Source organism: Streptomyces sp. NPDC055189 (genome assembly GCF_053606765.1).
Genome location: NZ_JBSGSG010000136.1, coordinates 1 through 16671 on the forward strand (window position 1 = coordinate 1; position 16671 = coordinate 16671).

At 70.6% G+C, this 16671-nt stretch carries 14 protein-coding genes; 10 read left to right on the forward strand and 4 right to left on the reverse strand.

The features are described from left to right. Positions 1–249: 249 nt before the first annotated feature. Entirely contained in the window at positions 250–1206 is a 957-nt protein-coding gene (gene meaB / locus ACWFR3_RS44610) for a methylmalonyl Co-A mutase-associated GTPase MeaB (protein WP_453740443.1), read from the reverse strand. A 73-nt stretch (positions 1207–1279) separates the two neighbouring features. Then, positions 1280–2482 carry an acetyl-CoA C-acetyltransferase gene (locus tag ACWFR3_RS44615; RefSeq protein ID WP_453740444.1) on the reverse strand — a complete coding sequence of 401 codons (1203 nt, stop codon included), beginning with the start codon at positions 2480–2482 and terminating at the stop codon, positions 1280–1282. 136 nt (positions 2483–2618) lie between these two features. Here ACWFR3_RS44615 and mce point away from each other — a divergent pair, with 136 nt between their 5' ends. The 8 genes from mce to ACWFR3_RS44655 all read left to right on the forward strand — a co-directional run bounded on the left by mce (position 2619) and on the right by ACWFR3_RS44655 (position 13686). Continuing rightward, positions 2619–3059 (forward strand): methylmalonyl-CoA epimerase, encoded by a 441-nt coding sequence (gene mce / locus ACWFR3_RS44620; RefSeq protein WP_453740445.1) that lies wholly within the window; start codon positions 2619–2621, stop codon positions 3057–3059. Positions 3060–3328: 269 nt separating this feature from the next. Further along, complete coding sequence (scy, locus tag ACWFR3_RS44625; RefSeq protein ID WP_453740446.1) at positions 3329–7246, forward strand: polarized growth protein Scy; 3918 nt, start codon at positions 3329–3331, stop codon at positions 7244–7246. Between the two features lie 182 nt (positions 7247–7428). Next, positions 7429–8364: a coiled-coil domain-containing protein gene (locus ACWFR3_RS44630; protein ID WP_361181370.1), complete on the forward strand. Its 936-nt coding sequence runs from the start codon at positions 7429–7431 to the stop codon at positions 8362–8364. Between the two features lie 135 nt (positions 8365–8499). Further along, on the forward strand, positions 8500–9501 hold the full coding sequence (locus ACWFR3_RS44635; protein WP_453740447.1) for an ABC transporter ATP-binding protein: 1002 nt from the start codon (positions 8500–8502) through the stop codon (positions 9499–9501). Between the two features lie 3 nt (positions 9502–9504). Then, positions 9505–10275 (forward strand): ABC transporter permease, encoded by a 771-nt coding sequence (locus ACWFR3_RS44640; RefSeq protein WP_453740448.1) that lies wholly within the window; start codon positions 9505–9507, stop codon positions 10273–10275. A gap of 158 nt (positions 10276–10433) precedes the next feature. Then, a complete protein-coding gene (locus ACWFR3_RS44645) occupies positions 10434–11258 on the forward strand; it encodes a hypothetical protein (RefSeq protein ID WP_453740449.1) in 825 nt (274 codons plus the stop codon). A 233-nt stretch (positions 11259–11491) separates the two neighbouring features. Continuing rightward, positions 11492–12712, forward strand: a complete 1221-nt coding sequence (locus ACWFR3_RS44650; RefSeq protein WP_453740450.1) for an ATP-binding cassette domain-containing protein — start codon at positions 11492–11494, stop codon at positions 12710–12712. A gap of 137 nt (positions 12713–12849) precedes the next feature. Continuing rightward, the gene (locus ACWFR3_RS44655) at positions 12850–13686 is read left to right on the forward strand and encodes an ABC transporter permease (RefSeq protein WP_453740454.1); all 837 of its coding nucleotides are present in this window, start codon (positions 12850–12852) and stop codon (positions 13684–13686) included. A gap of 4 nt (positions 13687–13690) precedes the next feature. Here the strand turns inward: ACWFR3_RS44655 and ACWFR3_RS44660 are convergent, their stop codons facing one another. Next, entirely contained in the window at positions 13691–14023 is a 333-nt protein-coding gene (locus ACWFR3_RS44660) for an ATP/GTP-binding protein (protein WP_453740451.1), read from the reverse strand. A 211-nt stretch (positions 14024–14234) separates the two neighbouring features. On the opposite strand from ACWFR3_RS44660, the gene ACWFR3_RS44665 reads away from it, so the two are divergent. Beyond that, positions 14235–15287, forward strand: coding sequence for an LLM class flavin-dependent oxidoreductase (locus ACWFR3_RS44665; protein ID WP_453740452.1), 1053 nt, complete (start codon positions 14235–14237; stop codon positions 15285–15287). Positions 15288–15358: 71 nt separating this feature from the next. Here the strand turns inward: ACWFR3_RS44665 and ACWFR3_RS44670 are convergent, their stop codons facing one another. Next, a complete protein-coding gene (locus ACWFR3_RS44670; RefSeq protein WP_190081919.1) occupies positions 15359–15751 on the reverse strand; it encodes an SCO5389 family protein in 393 nt (130 codons plus the stop codon). Between the two features lie 212 nt (positions 15752–15963). Here ACWFR3_RS44670 and nucS point away from each other — a divergent pair, with 212 nt between their 5' ends. Then, complete coding sequence (gene nucS / locus ACWFR3_RS44675) at positions 15964–16635, forward strand: endonuclease NucS (protein ID WP_453740453.1); 672 nt, start codon at positions 15964–15966, stop codon at positions 16633–16635. The last annotated feature ends 36 nt before the right edge of the window (positions 16636–16671 follow it).

Sequence of the window (16671 nt, forward strand, 5' to 3'; positions counted from 1 at the left end):
CGATTACTCGGGGTAATCGGGCGGGTGGGCGGGAGAAAATCGCCGCGAAGCGGCGGCTGGTACGGCCGCAGGGCCGAGCCGACCAAAAGCACCGCTAGGCCGACCGCAGGCCGACCGCAGGCCCACCACAGCACGGCATCCGACCGCAGGTCACCGAAGGGCCGCAGGCCCACCGGAAAGCACAGCCAGTCCGGCCGCAGGCCCATCAAAAGCAGCTGGCCCGCTTGCCCGCCGGGCAGGGCAACCCCCTCAGCCCGAAGTCAGTTTCTCGATCAACTCATCCGCCGCCGAGTAAGGATCAAGCTCCCCCGCAACAATCCGCTCCGCGAGAGCGGAGAGCCGCGCATCCCCGTGGAGATCCGCGATGCGTTCCCGCAGGGCCGTGACCGCGATCGTCTCGACCTCCCGCGCCGCCCGCGCAGCCCTGCGCTCCCCGAGGACCCCCCGCTCCTCCATCCACGCCCGGTGCTTCTCCAGGGCTTCGACGACCTCGTCGATCCCCTCGCCCCGCGCGGCCACCGTCTTCACGATGGGCGGCCGCCAGTCCCCCTTGGCGCGGGACTCCCCGAGCCCGAGCATGTGGTTCAGCTCGCGCGCGGTCGCGTCCGCGCCGTCCCGGTCCGCCTTGTTGACCACGTACACGTCGCCGATCTCCAGGATCCCGGCCTTCGCGGCCTGGATCCCGTCGCCCATGCCGGGCGCGAGCAGCACCACCGACGTATCCGCCTGCGAGGCGATCTCCACCTCGGACTGGCCCACGCCGACCGTCTCCACCAACACCACGTCGCACCCCGCGGCATCGAGGACCCGGATCGCCTGCGGCGCAGACCACGCGAGGCCGCCGAGGTGGCCGCGCGTCGCCATGGAGCGGATGTAGACCCCGGGGTCGGACGCGTGCTCCGACATCCGGACCCGGTCGCCGAGCAGCGCGCCCCCGGAGAACGGGGACGAGGGGTCGACGGCGAGGACACCGACCCGCTTGCCCGCCCTGCGGTACGCGGACACGAGCGCCGACGTCGAAGTCGACTTGCCGACACCCGGCGACCCCGTCAGACCCACCACGTACGCGTGCCCCGCCAGCGGAGCCAGCGCCGCCATGACCTCACGGAGCTGCGGTGACGCCCCCTCGACCAGTGAGATCAGCCGGGCCACGGCCCGTGGCCTGCCCTCGCGGGCCTGTGCCACCAGGGAGGGGACGTCCTGCATGTCAGACAGCTCCGTTCCTAGACGTAGAGGTAGACGTCGACGTAGAGAAGGCTTACCCGCGCCGAGCGCGTCGTCAGGCCTTCGCCACCTTCACGATCAACGCGTCACCCTGCCCGCCGCCACCGCACAGCGCGGCAGCCCCCACGCCGCCGCCACGCCGCTTCAGCTCCAGGGCGAGGTGCAGGACGACCCGCGCGCCGGACATCCCGATCGGGTGACCCAGGGCGATGGCACCGCCGTTGACGTTCACCTTTTCCGAGGAGACGCCGAGGTCCTTCATTGACTGCACCGCGACCGCGGCGAAGGCCTCGTTGATCTCGATGAGGTCGAGGTCGGCGACGTCCAGGCCCTCCTTCTTCAGGGCGTGCTGGATCGCGTTGGACGGCTGCGACTGGAGCGAGTTGTCCGGGCCCGCCACGTTGCCGTGCGCCCCGATCTCGGCGATCCAGGCGAGGCCCAGCTCCTCGGCCTTGGCCTTGGACATCACCACGACCGCCGCCGCACCGTCGGAGATCTGCGAGGACGTGCCCGCCGTGATCGTGCCGTCCTTGGTGAAGGCCGGGCGCAGCTTGCCGAGGGACTCCGCGGTCGTCTCGGCGCGGATGCCCTCGTCCTTGGAGAACAGGACCGGGTCGCCCTTGCGCTGCGGGATCTCGACGGGGGTGATCTCGGCCTCGAAGATGCCGTTCTTCTGCGCGGCGGCCGCCCGCTGGTGCGAGGCGGCGGCGATCGCGTCCTGCTCGGGGCGTGCGATGCCGAGCCGGGTGTTGTGCTTCTCCGTGGACTCGCCCATGGCGATGTTCTCGATGGAGTCGGTCAGGCCGTCGTACGCCATGGAGTCGAGCATCTCGACCGCGCCGTACTTGAAGCCCTCGCGCGACTTCGGGAGGAGGTGCGGGGCGTTCGTCATCGACTCCTGGCCGCCGGCGACGACGATGTCGAACTCGCCCGCGCGGATCAGCTGGTCGGCGAGCGCGATCGCGTCGAGCCCGGAGAGGCACACCTTGTTGACGGTGAGCGCGGGGACGTTCATGGGGATGCCCGCCTTGACGGCGGCCTGACGTGCCGGGATCTGCCCTGCCCCGGCGGTGAGGACCTGCCCCATGATCACGTACTGCACCTGGTCGCCGCCGATCCCGGCCCGGTCGAGCGCGGCCTTGATCGCGAAGCCGCCCAGGTCGGCGCCGGAGAAGGACTTCAGGGAGCCGAGCAGGCGGCCCATGGGCGTTCGTGCGCCCGCGACGATCACTGAGGTGGTACCGGTCGTTCCAGACATGTGCCACGGCCCCTTGGGAGGAGGAGTTAATGAGGGTTTACTTGAATGTACTGAGCGGTACGCCGCGCGTCACCGGGCCTTCGGTGTGATCGCGCGCACGTTGCGTAATCACCGCCGGAAGGGCTGCACTTAAAACATGCTGACGCGAATCGATCACATCGGGATCGCCTGTTTCGACCTCGACAAGACCGTCGAGTTCTACCGGGAGACTTATGGCTTCACGGTGTTCCACACCGAGGTCAATGAAGAGCAGGGCGTGCGCGAGGCCATGCTGAAGATCAATGAGACGAGCGACGGAGGCGCCTCCTACCTGCAGCTTCTCGAACCCACCCGCGACGACTCCGCCGTGGGCAAATGGCTCGCGAAGAACGGCGAGGGCGTGCACCACATCGCCTTCGGCACCGCGGATGTGGACGGCGACGCCGCCGCCGTCAAGGAAAAGGGCGTACGTGTCCTTTATGAGGAGCCCCGGATCGGCTCCATGGGATCCCGTATCACCTTCCTGCACCCCAAGGACTGTCACGGAGTGCTGACCGAACTCGTCACCTCGGCAGCCGAGGAGTCACCGGAGCACTGACCTCCGCATACTTGGGCCGGTAGGGTTGGGGGCGGCCGTCCGAAGTATGGGCGGCCGGTCGTCCGTAAGCTGGGCGACCGCTTGCCGGGGTCCGGGTTTCGGGGGACGAGCGTCGGGGCAGTAGCCCACGCTCTGCTGTTGATCTGACACCATTCCCCTTGGGCCCCGTTCGGCGGATGGACAGGGCTCGTACGCAGAGACTTGCGACCGGAGTGGGGTCTCCCCTGCTCGAACGAAGTTGAGAGCTTGGGGAAGGATGGGACCGCGCAGTGCGGGGCTACGAACGCCAAGAGAGCTCGCGGGCTGAGACGGACCATCTTTCGCGGTTCGAGGCCGAGATGGACCGGCTGAAGACCGAGCGAGAGAAGGCTGTTCAGCACGCCGAAGACCTCGGCTACCAGGTCGAGGTGTTGCGCGCCAAGCTGCACGAGGCGCGCCGCAACCTCGCGTCCCGCCCTGCCTATGACGGCGCGGACATCGGCTACCAGGCCGAGCAGTTGCTCCGTAATGCCCAGATCCAGGCCGATCAGCTGCGCCAGGACGCCGAGCGGGAGCTGCGCGACGCCCGTGCGCAGACCCAGCGGATCCTCCAGGAGCACGCCGAGCAGCAGTCCAGGCTCCAGTCCGAGCTGCACTCCGAGGCGGTGTCGCGCCGTCAGCAGCTCGACCAGGAGCTGTCCGAGCGCCGCCAGACCGTCGAGTCGCACGTCAACGAAAACGTGGCGTGGGCCGAGCAGCTGCGGGCGCGCACGGAGCAGCAGGCGCGCCGCCTGCTCGACGAGTCGCGCGCCGAGGCGGACCAGGCCCTGGCCGCCGCCCGCGCCGAGGCCGAGCGCGTGGCCGATGAGGCCCGCCAGCGCCTGGCGAGCGACGCCGAGTCGGCCCGCGCCGAGGCCGAGGCGACCCTGCGCCGGGCCCGTGCGGACGCCGAGCGCCTCCTGAACGCCGCGTCCACCCAGGCGCAGGAGGCCACCGACCACGCGGAGCAGCTGCGCTCCACCACGGCCACCGAGTCCGAACAGGCCCGCCGCCAGACGAGCGAGGCGAGCCGGGCCGCCGAGCAGCGCATGGCGGAGGCCGAGACGGCTCTGCGCGAGGCGCGCACGGAGGCGGACAAGGTCGTCGCCGAGGCGAAGGACCTCGCGTCCAAACAGCTGTCGGCCGCCGAGGGCGCCAACGAACAGCGCACGCGCACCGCCAAGGAGCAGGTCGCGCGGCTGGTCGGCGAGGCCACGAAGGAAGCCGAGGTCACCAAGGCCGAGGCCGAGCAGCTCGTCACCGACGCCCGCGCCGAGGCCGAGCAGCTGATCAAGGACGCCGCCGAGAAGGCGCGCACGATCACCGCCGAGGAGACCGCGGGCCAGCTCGCCAAGGCCGCCCGCACCGCGGAGGACGTACTCGACAAGGCGTCCAAGGACGCCAAGGAGACGACGAAGACCGCCACCGAAGAGGCCGAGCGGATCCGCACCGAGGCCGAGACCGAGGCGGACCGGCTGCGCGCCGAGGCGCACGACATCGCCGAGCAGCTCAAGGGCACGGCGAAGGACGACACCAAGGAGTACCGCGCCAAGACCGTCGAGCTGCAGGAGGAGGCGCGCCGCCTGCGCGGCGAGGCCGAGCAGCTGCGGGCCGACGCGGTCACCGAGGGTGAGCGGATCCGCGGCGAGGCCAGGCGCGAGGTCGTCCAGCAGATCGAGGAGGCGGCCAAGTCCGCCGAGGAGCTGCTCGCCAAGGCGAAGGCCGACGCGGACGAGCTGCGGACGGCGGCCGGCGTCGACAGCGACCGGGTGCGCACCGAGGCCATCGAGCGCGCGACGACCCTGCGCAAGCAGGCCGAGGAGACCCTGGAGCGCACCCGCGGGGAGGCCGAGCGGCACCGCGAGGAGGCCGCCGAGCAGGCCGAGGCCACGAAGTCCGAGGCCGAGGAGGCCGCGCGGGCGCTGCGCGAGGAGACCGAGCGGGCGATAGCGGCACGTCAGGCCGAGGCCGCCGACGAGCTGGCGCGCCTGCACACGGAGGCCGAGGAGCGTCTCGCCTCCGCCGAGCAGGCGCTGACCGACGCCCGCGCCGAGGCCGAGCGCATCCGCAAGGAGGCTTCGGACGAGACGGACCGCCTGCGCGCGGAGTCCGCCGAGCGGATCCGCACCCTGCAGTCGCAGGCCGAGACCGAGGCCGAGCGGCTGCGCACCGAGGCCGCCGCCGACGCCTCGCAGGCACGCGCCGAGGGCGAGAACGTCGCCGTGCGGCTGCGTTCGGACGCCGCCAACGAAGCCGAGCGGCTCAAGACCGAGGCCCAGGAGACGGCCGACCGGCTGCGCTCGGAGGCGGCAGCCGCCGCCGAGCGCGTGGGCACGGAGGCCGCCGAGGCGCTCTCCGCAGCCCAGGAAGAGGCCGCCAGGCGCCGCAGGGAGGCCGAGGAGACCCTCAGCTCCGCGCGCGGCGAGGCGGACCAGGAGCGCGAGCGCGCCCGCGAGCAGAGCGAGGAACTCCTCGCCTCCGCCCGCAAACGCGTCGAAGAGGCCCAGGCCGAGGCCGTGCGCCTCGTAGAGGAGGCCGACCGCAGGGCGACCGAGATGGTCTCTAGCGCCGAGCAGACCGCCCAGTCCGTACGGGATTCCGTGGCGGGCATGCAGGAGTCGGCGCAGGAGGAGATCACGGGCCTGCGCAGCGCCGCCGAGCACGCGGCGGAGCGCACGCGGACCGAGGCGCAGGAGGAGGCGGACCGCGTCCGCTCCGACGCGTACGCCGAGCGGGAGCGCGCCACGGAGGACGCGGGCCGCGCCCGGCGTGAGGCGAGCGAGGAGACCGAGGCCGCCAAGTCCCTTGCCGAGCGCACCGTTTCGGAGGCGATCGCGGAGGCCGAGCGGCTGCGTTCGGACGCTTCCGAGCACGCCCAGCGCTCGCGGACCGAGGCTTCGGACGCGATCGCGTCGGCCGAGCAGGACGCGTCCCGTACGCGTGCCGACGCCCGTGAGGACGCCAACCGCATCCGCAGTGACGCGGCGAGCCAGGCCGACCAGCTGATCGGCGAGGCGCGCGGCGAGGCGGAGCGGCTGCAGAACGAGACGGTCGCGGAGGCCGAGCGGCTCCGGACCGAGACCGCCGCGGAGGTCGACCGGCTGCGCCGTGAGACGGCTTCGGAGGCCGAGCGGGTGCGCTCGGAGTCCGTGGCCAAGGCCGAGAAGCTCATCTCGGACGCGACGGGCGACGCCGAGCGGCTGCGCGCGGACGCCGCCGAGACGGTCGGCTCCGCCCAGCAGCACGCCGAGCGCATCCGTTCCGACGCCGAGCGCGTCAAGGCGGAGGCCGCGGCCGAGGCCGAGCGGCTCACCTCGCAGGCGCGGGAGGAGGCCGAGCGGACCCAGGACGAGGCACGCCAGGCCGCCAACAAGCGCCGCTCCGAGGCCGCCGAGCAGGTCGACACACTCATCACCGAGGCGGTGGCCGAGGCCGAGAAGCTGACGACCGACGCACAGGAGAAGGCGCTCAAGGCCACCACGGAAGCGGAGGCGCAGGCCGACACGATGGTCGGCGCCGCGCGTACGGAGGCCGACCGCCTCGTCTCCGAAGCGACGGTCGAGGGCAACTCCGCGGTGGAGAAGGCCCGTACGGACGCGGACGAACTGCTCGTCGGCGCCCGCAGGGACGCCACGGCCATAAGGGAGCGCTCCGAGGAGCAGCGCGACCGCCTCACCGCCGAGATCGAGGAGCTGCACGAGCGTGCGCGCCGCGAGTCCGCCGAGGCGATGAAGACCGCCGGTGAACGCTGCGATGCTCTGGTGAAGGCCGCGGAGGAGCAGCTCGCCGAGGCCGAGGCGAAGGCCAAGGAGATGGTGTCGGACGCGAGTTCCGAGGCCGGCAAGGTACGGATCTCCGCCGTGAAGCGGGCCGAGGCCCTGCTCAAGGAGGCCGAGACGAAGGTCGCCGAGCTGGTGCGGGACGCCGAACGCGTCAAGGCGGAGGCGCAGGCCGAAGCAGAGCGTACGGTTGACGAGGGGAAACGCGAGCTGGAGGTTCTCGTGCGGCGCCGCGAGGACATCAACGCCGAAATTTCCCGTGTCCAGGACGTACTGGAGGCGTTGGAGTCTTTTGAGGCTCCACCGATCGCCGGCGCGAAGGACGGTGGGGTCAAGGCCGGTGCAGCCGCGGGGTCAACTCGATCGGGTGGCAAGCCGTCTGAGGGCTAGCCAAAGAACATCTGGCGTGCTTTGTAAGGACCTTCGGCACTGTCGCTGGCAAGTGCTCCGGCGGTTAGCCACTCAAAAGGGGTGTCATTCTCCAGATCAAACGGGCATCCGCTCGATGACACGCCGCTTGGACCCCTAGGATTCCCCCTATCACCTCACCGGTCTCATTCGACAGGAACCCCATGAGCGACACTTCCCCCTACGGCTTCGAGCTTGTGCGGCGTGGGTACGACCGCGCTCAGGTGGACGAACGTATCTCCAAGCTCGTCTCCGACCGTGACAGCGCTCTTGCTCGTATCACTGCTCTGGAAAAGCGCATTGAGGAGCTCCACCTCGAGACGCAGAACGCGCAGGCGCAGGTAGCCGACGCCGAACCGTCTTACGCGGGTCTCGGCGCACGCGTCGAGAAGATCCTCCGCCTCGCCGAGGAGGAGGCGAAGGACCTGCGCGAGGAGGCCCGTCGCGCAGCCGAGCAGCACCGCGAGCTCGCCGAGTCGGCGGCCCAGCAGGTGCGCAACGACGCCGAGTCGTTCGCGGCCGAGCGCAAGGCCAAGGCGGAGGACGAGGGCGTCCGGATCGTCGAGAAGGCCAAGGGCGAGGCCGGCGCGCTGCGCAGCGAGGCGCAGAAGGACGCGCAGCAGAAGCGCGAGGAGGCGGACGCCCTCTTCGAGGAGACCCGCGCCAAGGCCGCCCAGGCCGCGGCCGACTTCGAGACGAACCTCGCCAAGCGCCGCGAGCAGTCCGAGCGTGACCTGGCCTCGCGTCAGGCAAAGGCCGAGAAGCGCCTCGCGGAGATCGAGCACCGTGCGGAGCAGCTCCGTCTCGAGGCGGAGAAGCTGCGGACGGACGCCGAGCGTCGTGCCCGTCAGACCGTCGAGACGGCTCAGCGTCAGGCCGAGGACATCGTCGCGGATGCGAACGCCAAGGCCGACCGGATCCGCTCGGAGTCCGAGCGGGAGCTGGCGGCGCTCACCAACCGCCGGGACTCGATCAACGCGCAGCTCACCAATGTGCGCGAAATGCTGGCCACCCTTACGGGTGCGGCCGTCGCCGCCGCGGGTACGCCCGCCGACGACGAGCCCGTTTCCCGTGGGGTTCCCGCCCAGCAGACCCGATAAGGCCGTCGGAGCACTGCGGGCCGGTCGTGGCTGGTCGCGCAGTTCCCCGCGCCCCTGACGGGGCGCCCCTGAGGCCTGCAGAGCCCTCTGTCACTCCAAGTGGCAGGGGGCTCTGTCCCGTTTTAGCGTGGCCGCATGATCGAGCTCGAGGGGCTGACCAAGCGGTACGGCGAGAAAATGGCCGTCAACGACCTCACCTTCACCGTGCATCCGGGCATCGTCACCGGCTTCCTCGGGCCGAACGGGGCGGGCAAGTCCACGACGATGCGGATGATGCTGGGGCTCGACAACCCCACGGCGGGGGCCGCCCGGATCGACGGCAAGCGGTACGCCCAGCTGAAGGACCCCCTCAAGTACATCGGCGCCCTGCTCGACGCCAAGGCCATGCACGGCGGGCGCAGCGCCTTCAATCACCTCCTGTGCCTCGCGCAGAGCAACGGCATCCCGCGCGCCCGCGTCAACGAGGTGCTCGACACCGTGGGCCTGACGCAGGTCGCCAAGAAGAAGGCCAAGGGGTTCTCGCTCGGGATGGGCCAGCGGCTCGGCATCGCGGGTGCGTTGCTCGGCGACCCCGAGATCCTGATGTTCGACGAGCCGGTCAACGGGCTCGACCCCGAGGGCATCCACTGGATCCGGAACCTGATGAAGTCCCTCGCCTCGCAGGGCCGCACGGTCTTCGTCTCCTCCCACCTGATGAGTGAAATGGCGCTGACCGCCGACCATCTCGTCGTCATCGGGCAGGGGCGGCTCCTCGCCGACACCTCCATGGCGGACTTCATCCGGCAGAACTCACGCAGTTACGTCCGGCTGCGCACCCCGCAGCGCGAGCGCCTCCTCGACGTGCTGCACCAGGAAGGCGTCGCCGTCGTCGAGGCGGGCAACGGCACCCTCGAAGTCGACGGCACCCCCTCGGAGGACCTCGGTGAGCTCGCCGCCCGGCATCATCTCGTGCTCCACGAACTGAGCCCCCAGCAGGCTTCCCTGGAGGAGGCCTTCATGCAGCTCACCGCGGAGTCGGTCGAGTACCACGCGCACGCGGATCACACGGCCCCCGGCGCCCCGCCACCGCCCGTGCCACCCGAGCAGGCCGGGGGCTGGGGCGGGAGCTGGCAACAGCAGCAGAAGAAGAGGTCCTGAGCGATGGCCGCGACGCAGGTACTGAAGTCGGAGTGGACCAAGATCCGTTCGGTCTCGTCGACCGTGTGGACGCTGGGCCTCGCCCTGGTCGTCACGGTCGGGCTCGGCCTGTTGATCAGCATTCTGGCGAAGAACGACTACGACAGCCTCAATGCCCAGGACCGCCGGGTGTTCGACCCGACCTTCACCAGCTTCGCCGGTACGAGCCTCGGCCAACTCGCGATGATCGTCTTCGGTGTGCTCGTCGTCTCGAACGAGTACAGCACCGGCATGATCCGCACCTCGCTCTCCGCGGTCCCCCAGCGCGCGACCTTCATGGCGAGCAAGGTCGCGGTCGCAACGTTGCTCAGTCTGGTGGTGGGCCTGGTCACGAGCTTCATCTCGTTCTTCCTCGGACAGGCGATGCTCGGCGAGCACAAGGCGCTGATCAGCGATCCGGGCGTGCTGCGCGCGGTGATCGGCGGCGGGCTCTACATGACGCTCATCGCGATGTTCTCGATGGGCGTCGCGATGATGCTGCGCAGTCCGATGCTGTCGCTCGGCATCCTGATGCCGTTCTTCTTCCTCATCTCCAGCATCCTGGGCAACGTCTCCGCCACGAAGAAGATCGGGCGTTTCCTCCCCGACCAGGCGGGCAGCAAGATCATGCAGGTGAAGACGCCGCTGGACGACGACAGTCCGTACGGTCCCTGGGGCGGGCTCGCGATCATGGTGGTGTGGGTGGTGCTCGCCCTGATCGGCGGCTACGCCCTGCTGAAGAAGCGCGACGCGTAACGCTTCGCTGTGATTGCGGGGATTGCGGGGATTGCGGGGATGCGGGGATTGCGAGGATTGCGGGGATGAAACCGCGGGCCGGTGGGGGCTTGTCGCGCAGCTCCCCGCGCCCCTTGACGCCCCTTACGGGGCTCGATGCCGTCCGCGGGAGGGACGCCATGTCCGAGGACCTGAGCCTTGCCGCGCTCGGCCTCGACGTCGTGCCCGCCCTCCGGCCGCTCGCCTACCCCGGACGTCCCGCCCCCTGGCCCGCCCTCCTGACCGGCGACGATCTTCTCCCCCTCGGTGTGTGTCCGCTTCCGCTCGGGCAGTGGCTCGTGGCGGGGCGGACGCTCGACGAGGTGCTCGGCGAGCGGGGGCAGGCGCCCGTCGGCCGCAGGCACCCCGTCATCGCCGTCGGGTCGAACGCCTCGCCCGCCCAGGTCGCGTACAAGCTCGTCCGGCGCTCCGTCCCCGCCACCGTGCCGATGGTTCCGGTGCGGGTGCGCGGCATCGCCGTGGGCTGCTCGGCGCACATCGGGCGGGCCGGATATGTGGCGGCGGCGCCCTACCTCGACGACCCCGCGGCCGAAACCTCCCTCGTCGTGAGCTGGCTCGACGGTGACCAGTTCAGGGCGGTCGACGAGACGGAGTTCCCCAACTACCGGCGGGCGCTCCTGCCCGGCGGTGACTTCGCCATGACCATGCCGTCCGGAGAACTGCTTCACGGCGCGTTCCTCTACGTCAGCGCGCGCGGCGTCCTCACGGACTCCGGCGCCGGACCCCGGCGCGACAGCGGTCACCAGGCCACGCTGCTCGCGTCACTGCTCGATGCGTCGCCGCGCCTGCGGGACCTGCTCGGCCCCGATCCTGCGAGCTGGGTACGCAAGGCCGCCGCCGACCGTGCGGTGCGCGAGTCCGGGACCCGCATCTTCGGCGAGGAGAGCTGGGTCCTGCGGCAGCCGGGCCTGCTGTCGTACGCCGGAGGAGCGGCCGGGCTCTGACGGCTGTCCGTATGCCCGCCCATCGCCTCCCGGCCTTCCGGCGGGACCAGGCCGGCAATCAGACGCGGCCCGCGGGACCCGGCCGACCCGTTCTCCCGGCTGGGGGCCCGGGGGTCGTCCCCCGGAAAGATGCAGTACTCGCCTTTGGCTGGAACCGTCAGCTCCCCGATATCCTCCTAACCCTTACGGGGGCGTGTGCCCCGACGTCCTGAACCATTCGATGGGTGCGGAGAATGATCGAGGCAGTCGGCCTGACGAAGCGCTACGGCGCCAAGACAGCCGTGTACAACCTTTCCTTTCAGGTGCGGCCCGGCACGGTCACCGGCTTCCTGGGCCCGAACGGCTCCGGCAAATCGACGACCATGCGCATGATCCTCGGGCTCGACCAACCCACCACGGGCCAGGTGACGATCGGCGGCTACCCGTACCGCAAGCTCCCCAACGCCCCCCGCCAGGTCGGCGCGCTGCTCGACGCCAAGGCGGTGCACGGCGGCAGGCACGCCCGCAACCACCTCCTGTGCCTCGCGCAGCTCTCCGGCATCCCGGCCCGCAGGGTCGACGAGGTGCTCGGCGTCGTCGGCCTCCAGGAGGTGGCGAAGAAGCGCTCCAAGGGCTTCTCACTCGGCATGGGCCAGCGCCTCGGCATCGCCGCCGCGCTCCTCGGCGACCCCCAGGTGCTGCTCTTCGACGAGCCGGTCAACGGCCTCGACCCCGAGGGCATCCTCTGGGTCAGGAACCTGATGAAGTCCCTCGCCGCCGAGGGGCGTACGGTCTTCGTCTCCTCGCACCTCATGAGCGAGATGGCCCTCACCGCCGAGCACCTGATCGTGATCGGCCGCGGGCAGTTGCTCGCGGACATGAGCGTCAAGGACTTCATCTCGCACAACTCCGCCGACTTCGCCCGGGTGCGGGTGCCGGACGGCGAGCCGCAGCAGCGCGAGAAGCTGTCGGCAGCGCTGAGCGAGGCGGGCGGCCAGGTCATGCCCGAGCAGGACGGCGCGCTGCGCGTGACCGGCCTGCCGCTCCCCCGCATCAGCGACCTCGCGCACGGCGCGGACGTCCGCGTCTGGGAGCTCTCCCCGCACCAGGCCTCGCTGGAAGAGGCGTACATGCGGATGACGCAGGGCGCCGTCGACTACCGCTCCACGGTCGACCAGCGCGCGGGCCTCCAGCAGCAGCTGCCGCCGGGCGCGATGCCGCAGCAGCCGATGCCGGTACCGGGACAGGGCCAGCCGGGCTGGTACGCGCCTCCGTCGCCGCAGCAGGGCGGCCAGCCGTTTGCGATGCCCCAGGGTGCGCCCCAGGGAGCTCCCGGGGCCCCTGGCGCACCGCAGAGCCCTCCGCAGGGCCCCCCGCCGGGCACCCCGAACCCGTACGCGGCCGCCGCCCCGCAAGCGCCCGCCTCCGCCCCCGCTCCTGAGATGACCAAGCGAGACAGCGAGGACCCCCGATGACCACGCCTCCGACTCCCCAGCCGCAGGCGCAGCCCCAGCAGGCGTACGCACAGGCAGGCGCTCCCGTGCCGCAGGGCGCTCCCCCGCAGGGCGCCCCGATGCCGCACGGCGGCCCGGTCCCGCCGGGCGGCGCCCCGATGGCTCCCCCGCCGGCCGCCCCCGCGCCGCCCTCCGCGTGGCAGCAGGCGATGAACAACGCCTACACCTCGCCGATCCCGGTCAGGAAGACCCACCTGGGCAACGCCCTCGCCTCCGAGTGGACAAAGATCAAGTCGGTCCGCTCGACGATGTGGACCCTCGGCGTCTTCTTCCTCCTGGTCGTCGGCATCGGCGTGCTCGTGGCCGCCAATACGCAGGACCTGGACTACGCGGACGTGCCGTTCACGATCCCCGCGTTCTTCGGTCTCGTGCTCGGCCAGATCTGCCTGATCACGCTCGGCGTCCTGGTGACGTCGTCGGAGTACGGCACGGGCATGATCCGTACGACGTTCACGGCGTCGCCGCAGCGCTATCGCGTGCTCGCGGCCAAGATCCTGATCTTCTTCGTGATCGCCTTCGTGGTCGCGGCGGGCTCCATCCTCCTGGTGGGCCTGATGACGTCGGGGATGCACAGCGGCCCCGAGGCGGGCGACGTCGACTGGTCGGGCACGGTCCTCAAGGGCGGCCTGTACGTCTCGCTCCTGGGCGTCCTCGCGCTGGCCGCAGGATCGATGCTGCGCCACTCGGCGGGCGCGATCACCGCGATGCTCGGCGTGGTCCTGGTGCCCGCGATCCTGCCGGTGTTCCTGATGATCTCCGAGGGCACGCGCCCGCTGGGCGAGAAGATGATGGACTACAACGCCATCAACTCGCTCGCCAAGATCTTCGAGATGGACGGCGAGGGCACCGGCACCTCGCAGCTGATGCTGCTCCTCTGCGTGACGGTGGCCGCGATCGCCGGCGCCTTCGCCCTCCTGGAGAAGCGCGACGTCTAGCCGCTCAGTACCTCGGCGCGTTACGGGACCGCTGCACCCGCGTGGTGCGGCGGTCCTTCGCGTTCCAGCAGGCTTTGTGCCAGTGCCTTCGCTCGTCCACGCCCGAGTGCTCGGGCCAGGCCACCACGTGCGCGACGCCGGACGGGATCTCCTGGTCGCAGCCGGGGCAGCGGTAGGTCTTGCCGGCCGCGCTCGCGCCCGCGACATGGCGCAGGCTCCACTGCTCGCCCTGCCAGCTCTCGGTGGACTGGAAGCCGCCGTAGCGGCCCGAAGGTTCCGCGTCCATGCGCGGGCCGTCTTCTCCGGCGCCCTTCGGGCGGTTGCGACGCGGGGGCACGGGACACCTCACGGGATGTACGGGAGTCAGGGGTACGTCCAGCCTACGCGGCGCCCACGGGGTGGGCGCCCCGCACGAACCCCCACAGATCCCCCCTGCATTTCGCAGAAAATCCGTCAATCTTCATGCCAAGCCGTGCCTTTGGCACGTGTCATGCGTTGTTGCCCGTAGGGGGAGTGCCTGCGTCGGCGCCAAGGAGGCAGGAAGTGCGATGCGTGTAGGTAGTTTTGTTCTGGCAGCCCAGTTCCCCGGACAGGGGCAGGGAGAGGCGCTGCACCGTGCGGTGCGATCCGCCGAGGTGGCCGAGGAGGCGGGCCTGGACTCGGTCTGGCTCGCCGAGCACCACTTCGTGCCGTACGGCACATGTCCGTCCGCCGTGACCCTCGCCGCGCTCCTTCTCGGACGTACGCGGCACATCCGTATCGGCACCGCCGTGAGCGTCCTGCCGACCGTTCATCCGGTGGCCCTGGGCGAGCAGGCGGCGCTGCTGCACCTGACGTCCGGCGGGCGTTTCTCGCTGGGTGTGGGGCGCGGCGGTCCGTGGGTGGACCTGGAAGTCTTCGGGTCCGGTCTCGAGGCGTACGAGAAGGGGTTCCCGGACTCGCTCGACCTGCTGCTGCGGTGGCTGCGCGAGCCCCGCGTCGCGAGCGACGCGGACCGCTTCCCGTTCCGCGAGGTCGCCGTGGTGCCACGGCCGCAGGAGGCGCTGACCGGCTCGGCCGAGGACGCCGGGGAGACGACCGGCGGTCCCGAGGTGATCGTCGCCTGCACCTCGCCGTCCAGCGTGCGGCTCGCGGCGGAACGCGGTCTGCCGATGCTGCTGGGCATGCACGTCGGCGACGAGGAGAAGGCCGAAATGGTGGCGTTGTGGCGGAGGCAGGCGCGCGCCGCGGGGCGTACGCCGGAGGAGGTCCACCGCGCCCCGCACGTCTCCGCCGGAGTCGCGCAGGTCGCGGACCGGCGCCTGGACGCGGCCGAGACCCTGCAGAAGGCGATGCCGGGGTGGCTCAAGCAGGGCCTGGACGCACATGTCACGGTCGACGGCCGCGCACGGACGATGCGGGACCCGCTCGCGTACACCGAACTGCTCTGCGGACTGCATCCGGTGGGCACGCCGCAGCTGTGTGCCGACCGCATCGCGGCGACCTCGGAGCGCACGGGGATCACCCGCTTCGCGCTGCTCGTCGAGGGTTCGGGAGACCTGGCCACGACGGAAGAGAACGTCCGGCGGCTGGGGGCCGAAGTCCTGCCCCAGCTCGGCTGATCCGCTGGGGCGGGGAGCTGCCGCTCCGGTACTAGAACACCTCCCGCGTACGGAGCGGCAGCACAAAAGCGTCAGCAGTCCCGCAGTGTGGGTGACTGGTTGAGCAGCTGGCCGCGGATCGAGGTGAACCGGGCGAGCCGGTCATCCACGGACGAGTCCAACGGGAACACGGCCACACGGTGGCAGTTCTGGAATGCGAGACGCACTCCGAAGTGGCGCTGCAGAGCGCCGCGAATCGCGTCACTCGCGAGCGCCCGCAGGAGCTGGCCGCGTGCCTGCTCGTTCGGAGGCGGCGTCTGATTGTCGGCGAACTCGCCGCCGTCAACCTTCAGCTGTGCCACCAGGGAGCTGATCATCTCCCATGCATAAGGCAGGGAGGTCCGGACGCAGTCGACGAATTCCGCTTCATCGACCTCGCCTCGCTCGGCCTGTTCCAACAGCGCCGGTGAGACGTCGAGCGACATGGGTTCTCCTCTCGCGCCCCCGGGGAGCGGGGGCTTACGGACAGGGAAGGAGTCCGTGCACGCAGCGTGCACGCACGACGACCTCCTGCTTATACGTTAAGCATCGGACCCGCGCTGCACCAGGAGATTGGGAACATAACCGGCCAGGATCGAACAGGGGTATCGGTGGAGGAATCGCGCGGACCACCCGGGGTCGAGTAGCGTTGCGCCCCATGCGTCTCGTCATTGCCCGATGCTCCGTTGATTACGCGGGCAGGCTCACAGCCCATCTCCCGTCGGCCCCCCGCCTGATCCTTGTGAAGGCGGACGGCAGTGTCTCGATCCACGCGGACGACCGGGCCTACAAACCCCTCAACTGGATGTCCCCGCCCTGCACCTTGAAGGAGGGGACGGGGGACGACGAGGGTGTCTGGACCGTCGTGAACAAGGCGGGCGAGAAACTCATCATCACGATGGAAGAGATCCTGCACGACTCCTCGCACGAACTGGGCGTCGATCCGGGTCTCATCAAGGACGGCGTGGAAGCACACCTCCAGGAGCTGCTCGCCGACCGGATCGAGACGCTCGGAGAGGGCTATTCACTGATCCGGCGCGAGTACATGACGGCGATCGGCCCGGTGGACATCCTCTGCCGCGACGCCGAAGGACAGACCGTCGCCGTCGAGATCAAGCGGCGCGGCGAGATCGACGGCGTGGAGCAACTCACCCGCTACCTAGAGCTGTTGAACCGCGACCCGCACCTGGCCCCCGTCAAGGGCATCTTCGCCGCCCAGGAGATCAAGCCGCAGGCCCGCGTGCTCGCCACGGACCGCGGCATCGGCTGCGCCGTCCTGGACTACAACGCGATGCGCGGCATCGAGGACGACAAGCTGCGGCTGTTCTAGAAGTTCCTGTACGAGGGGGGCGGGGGCGGGTGGGGC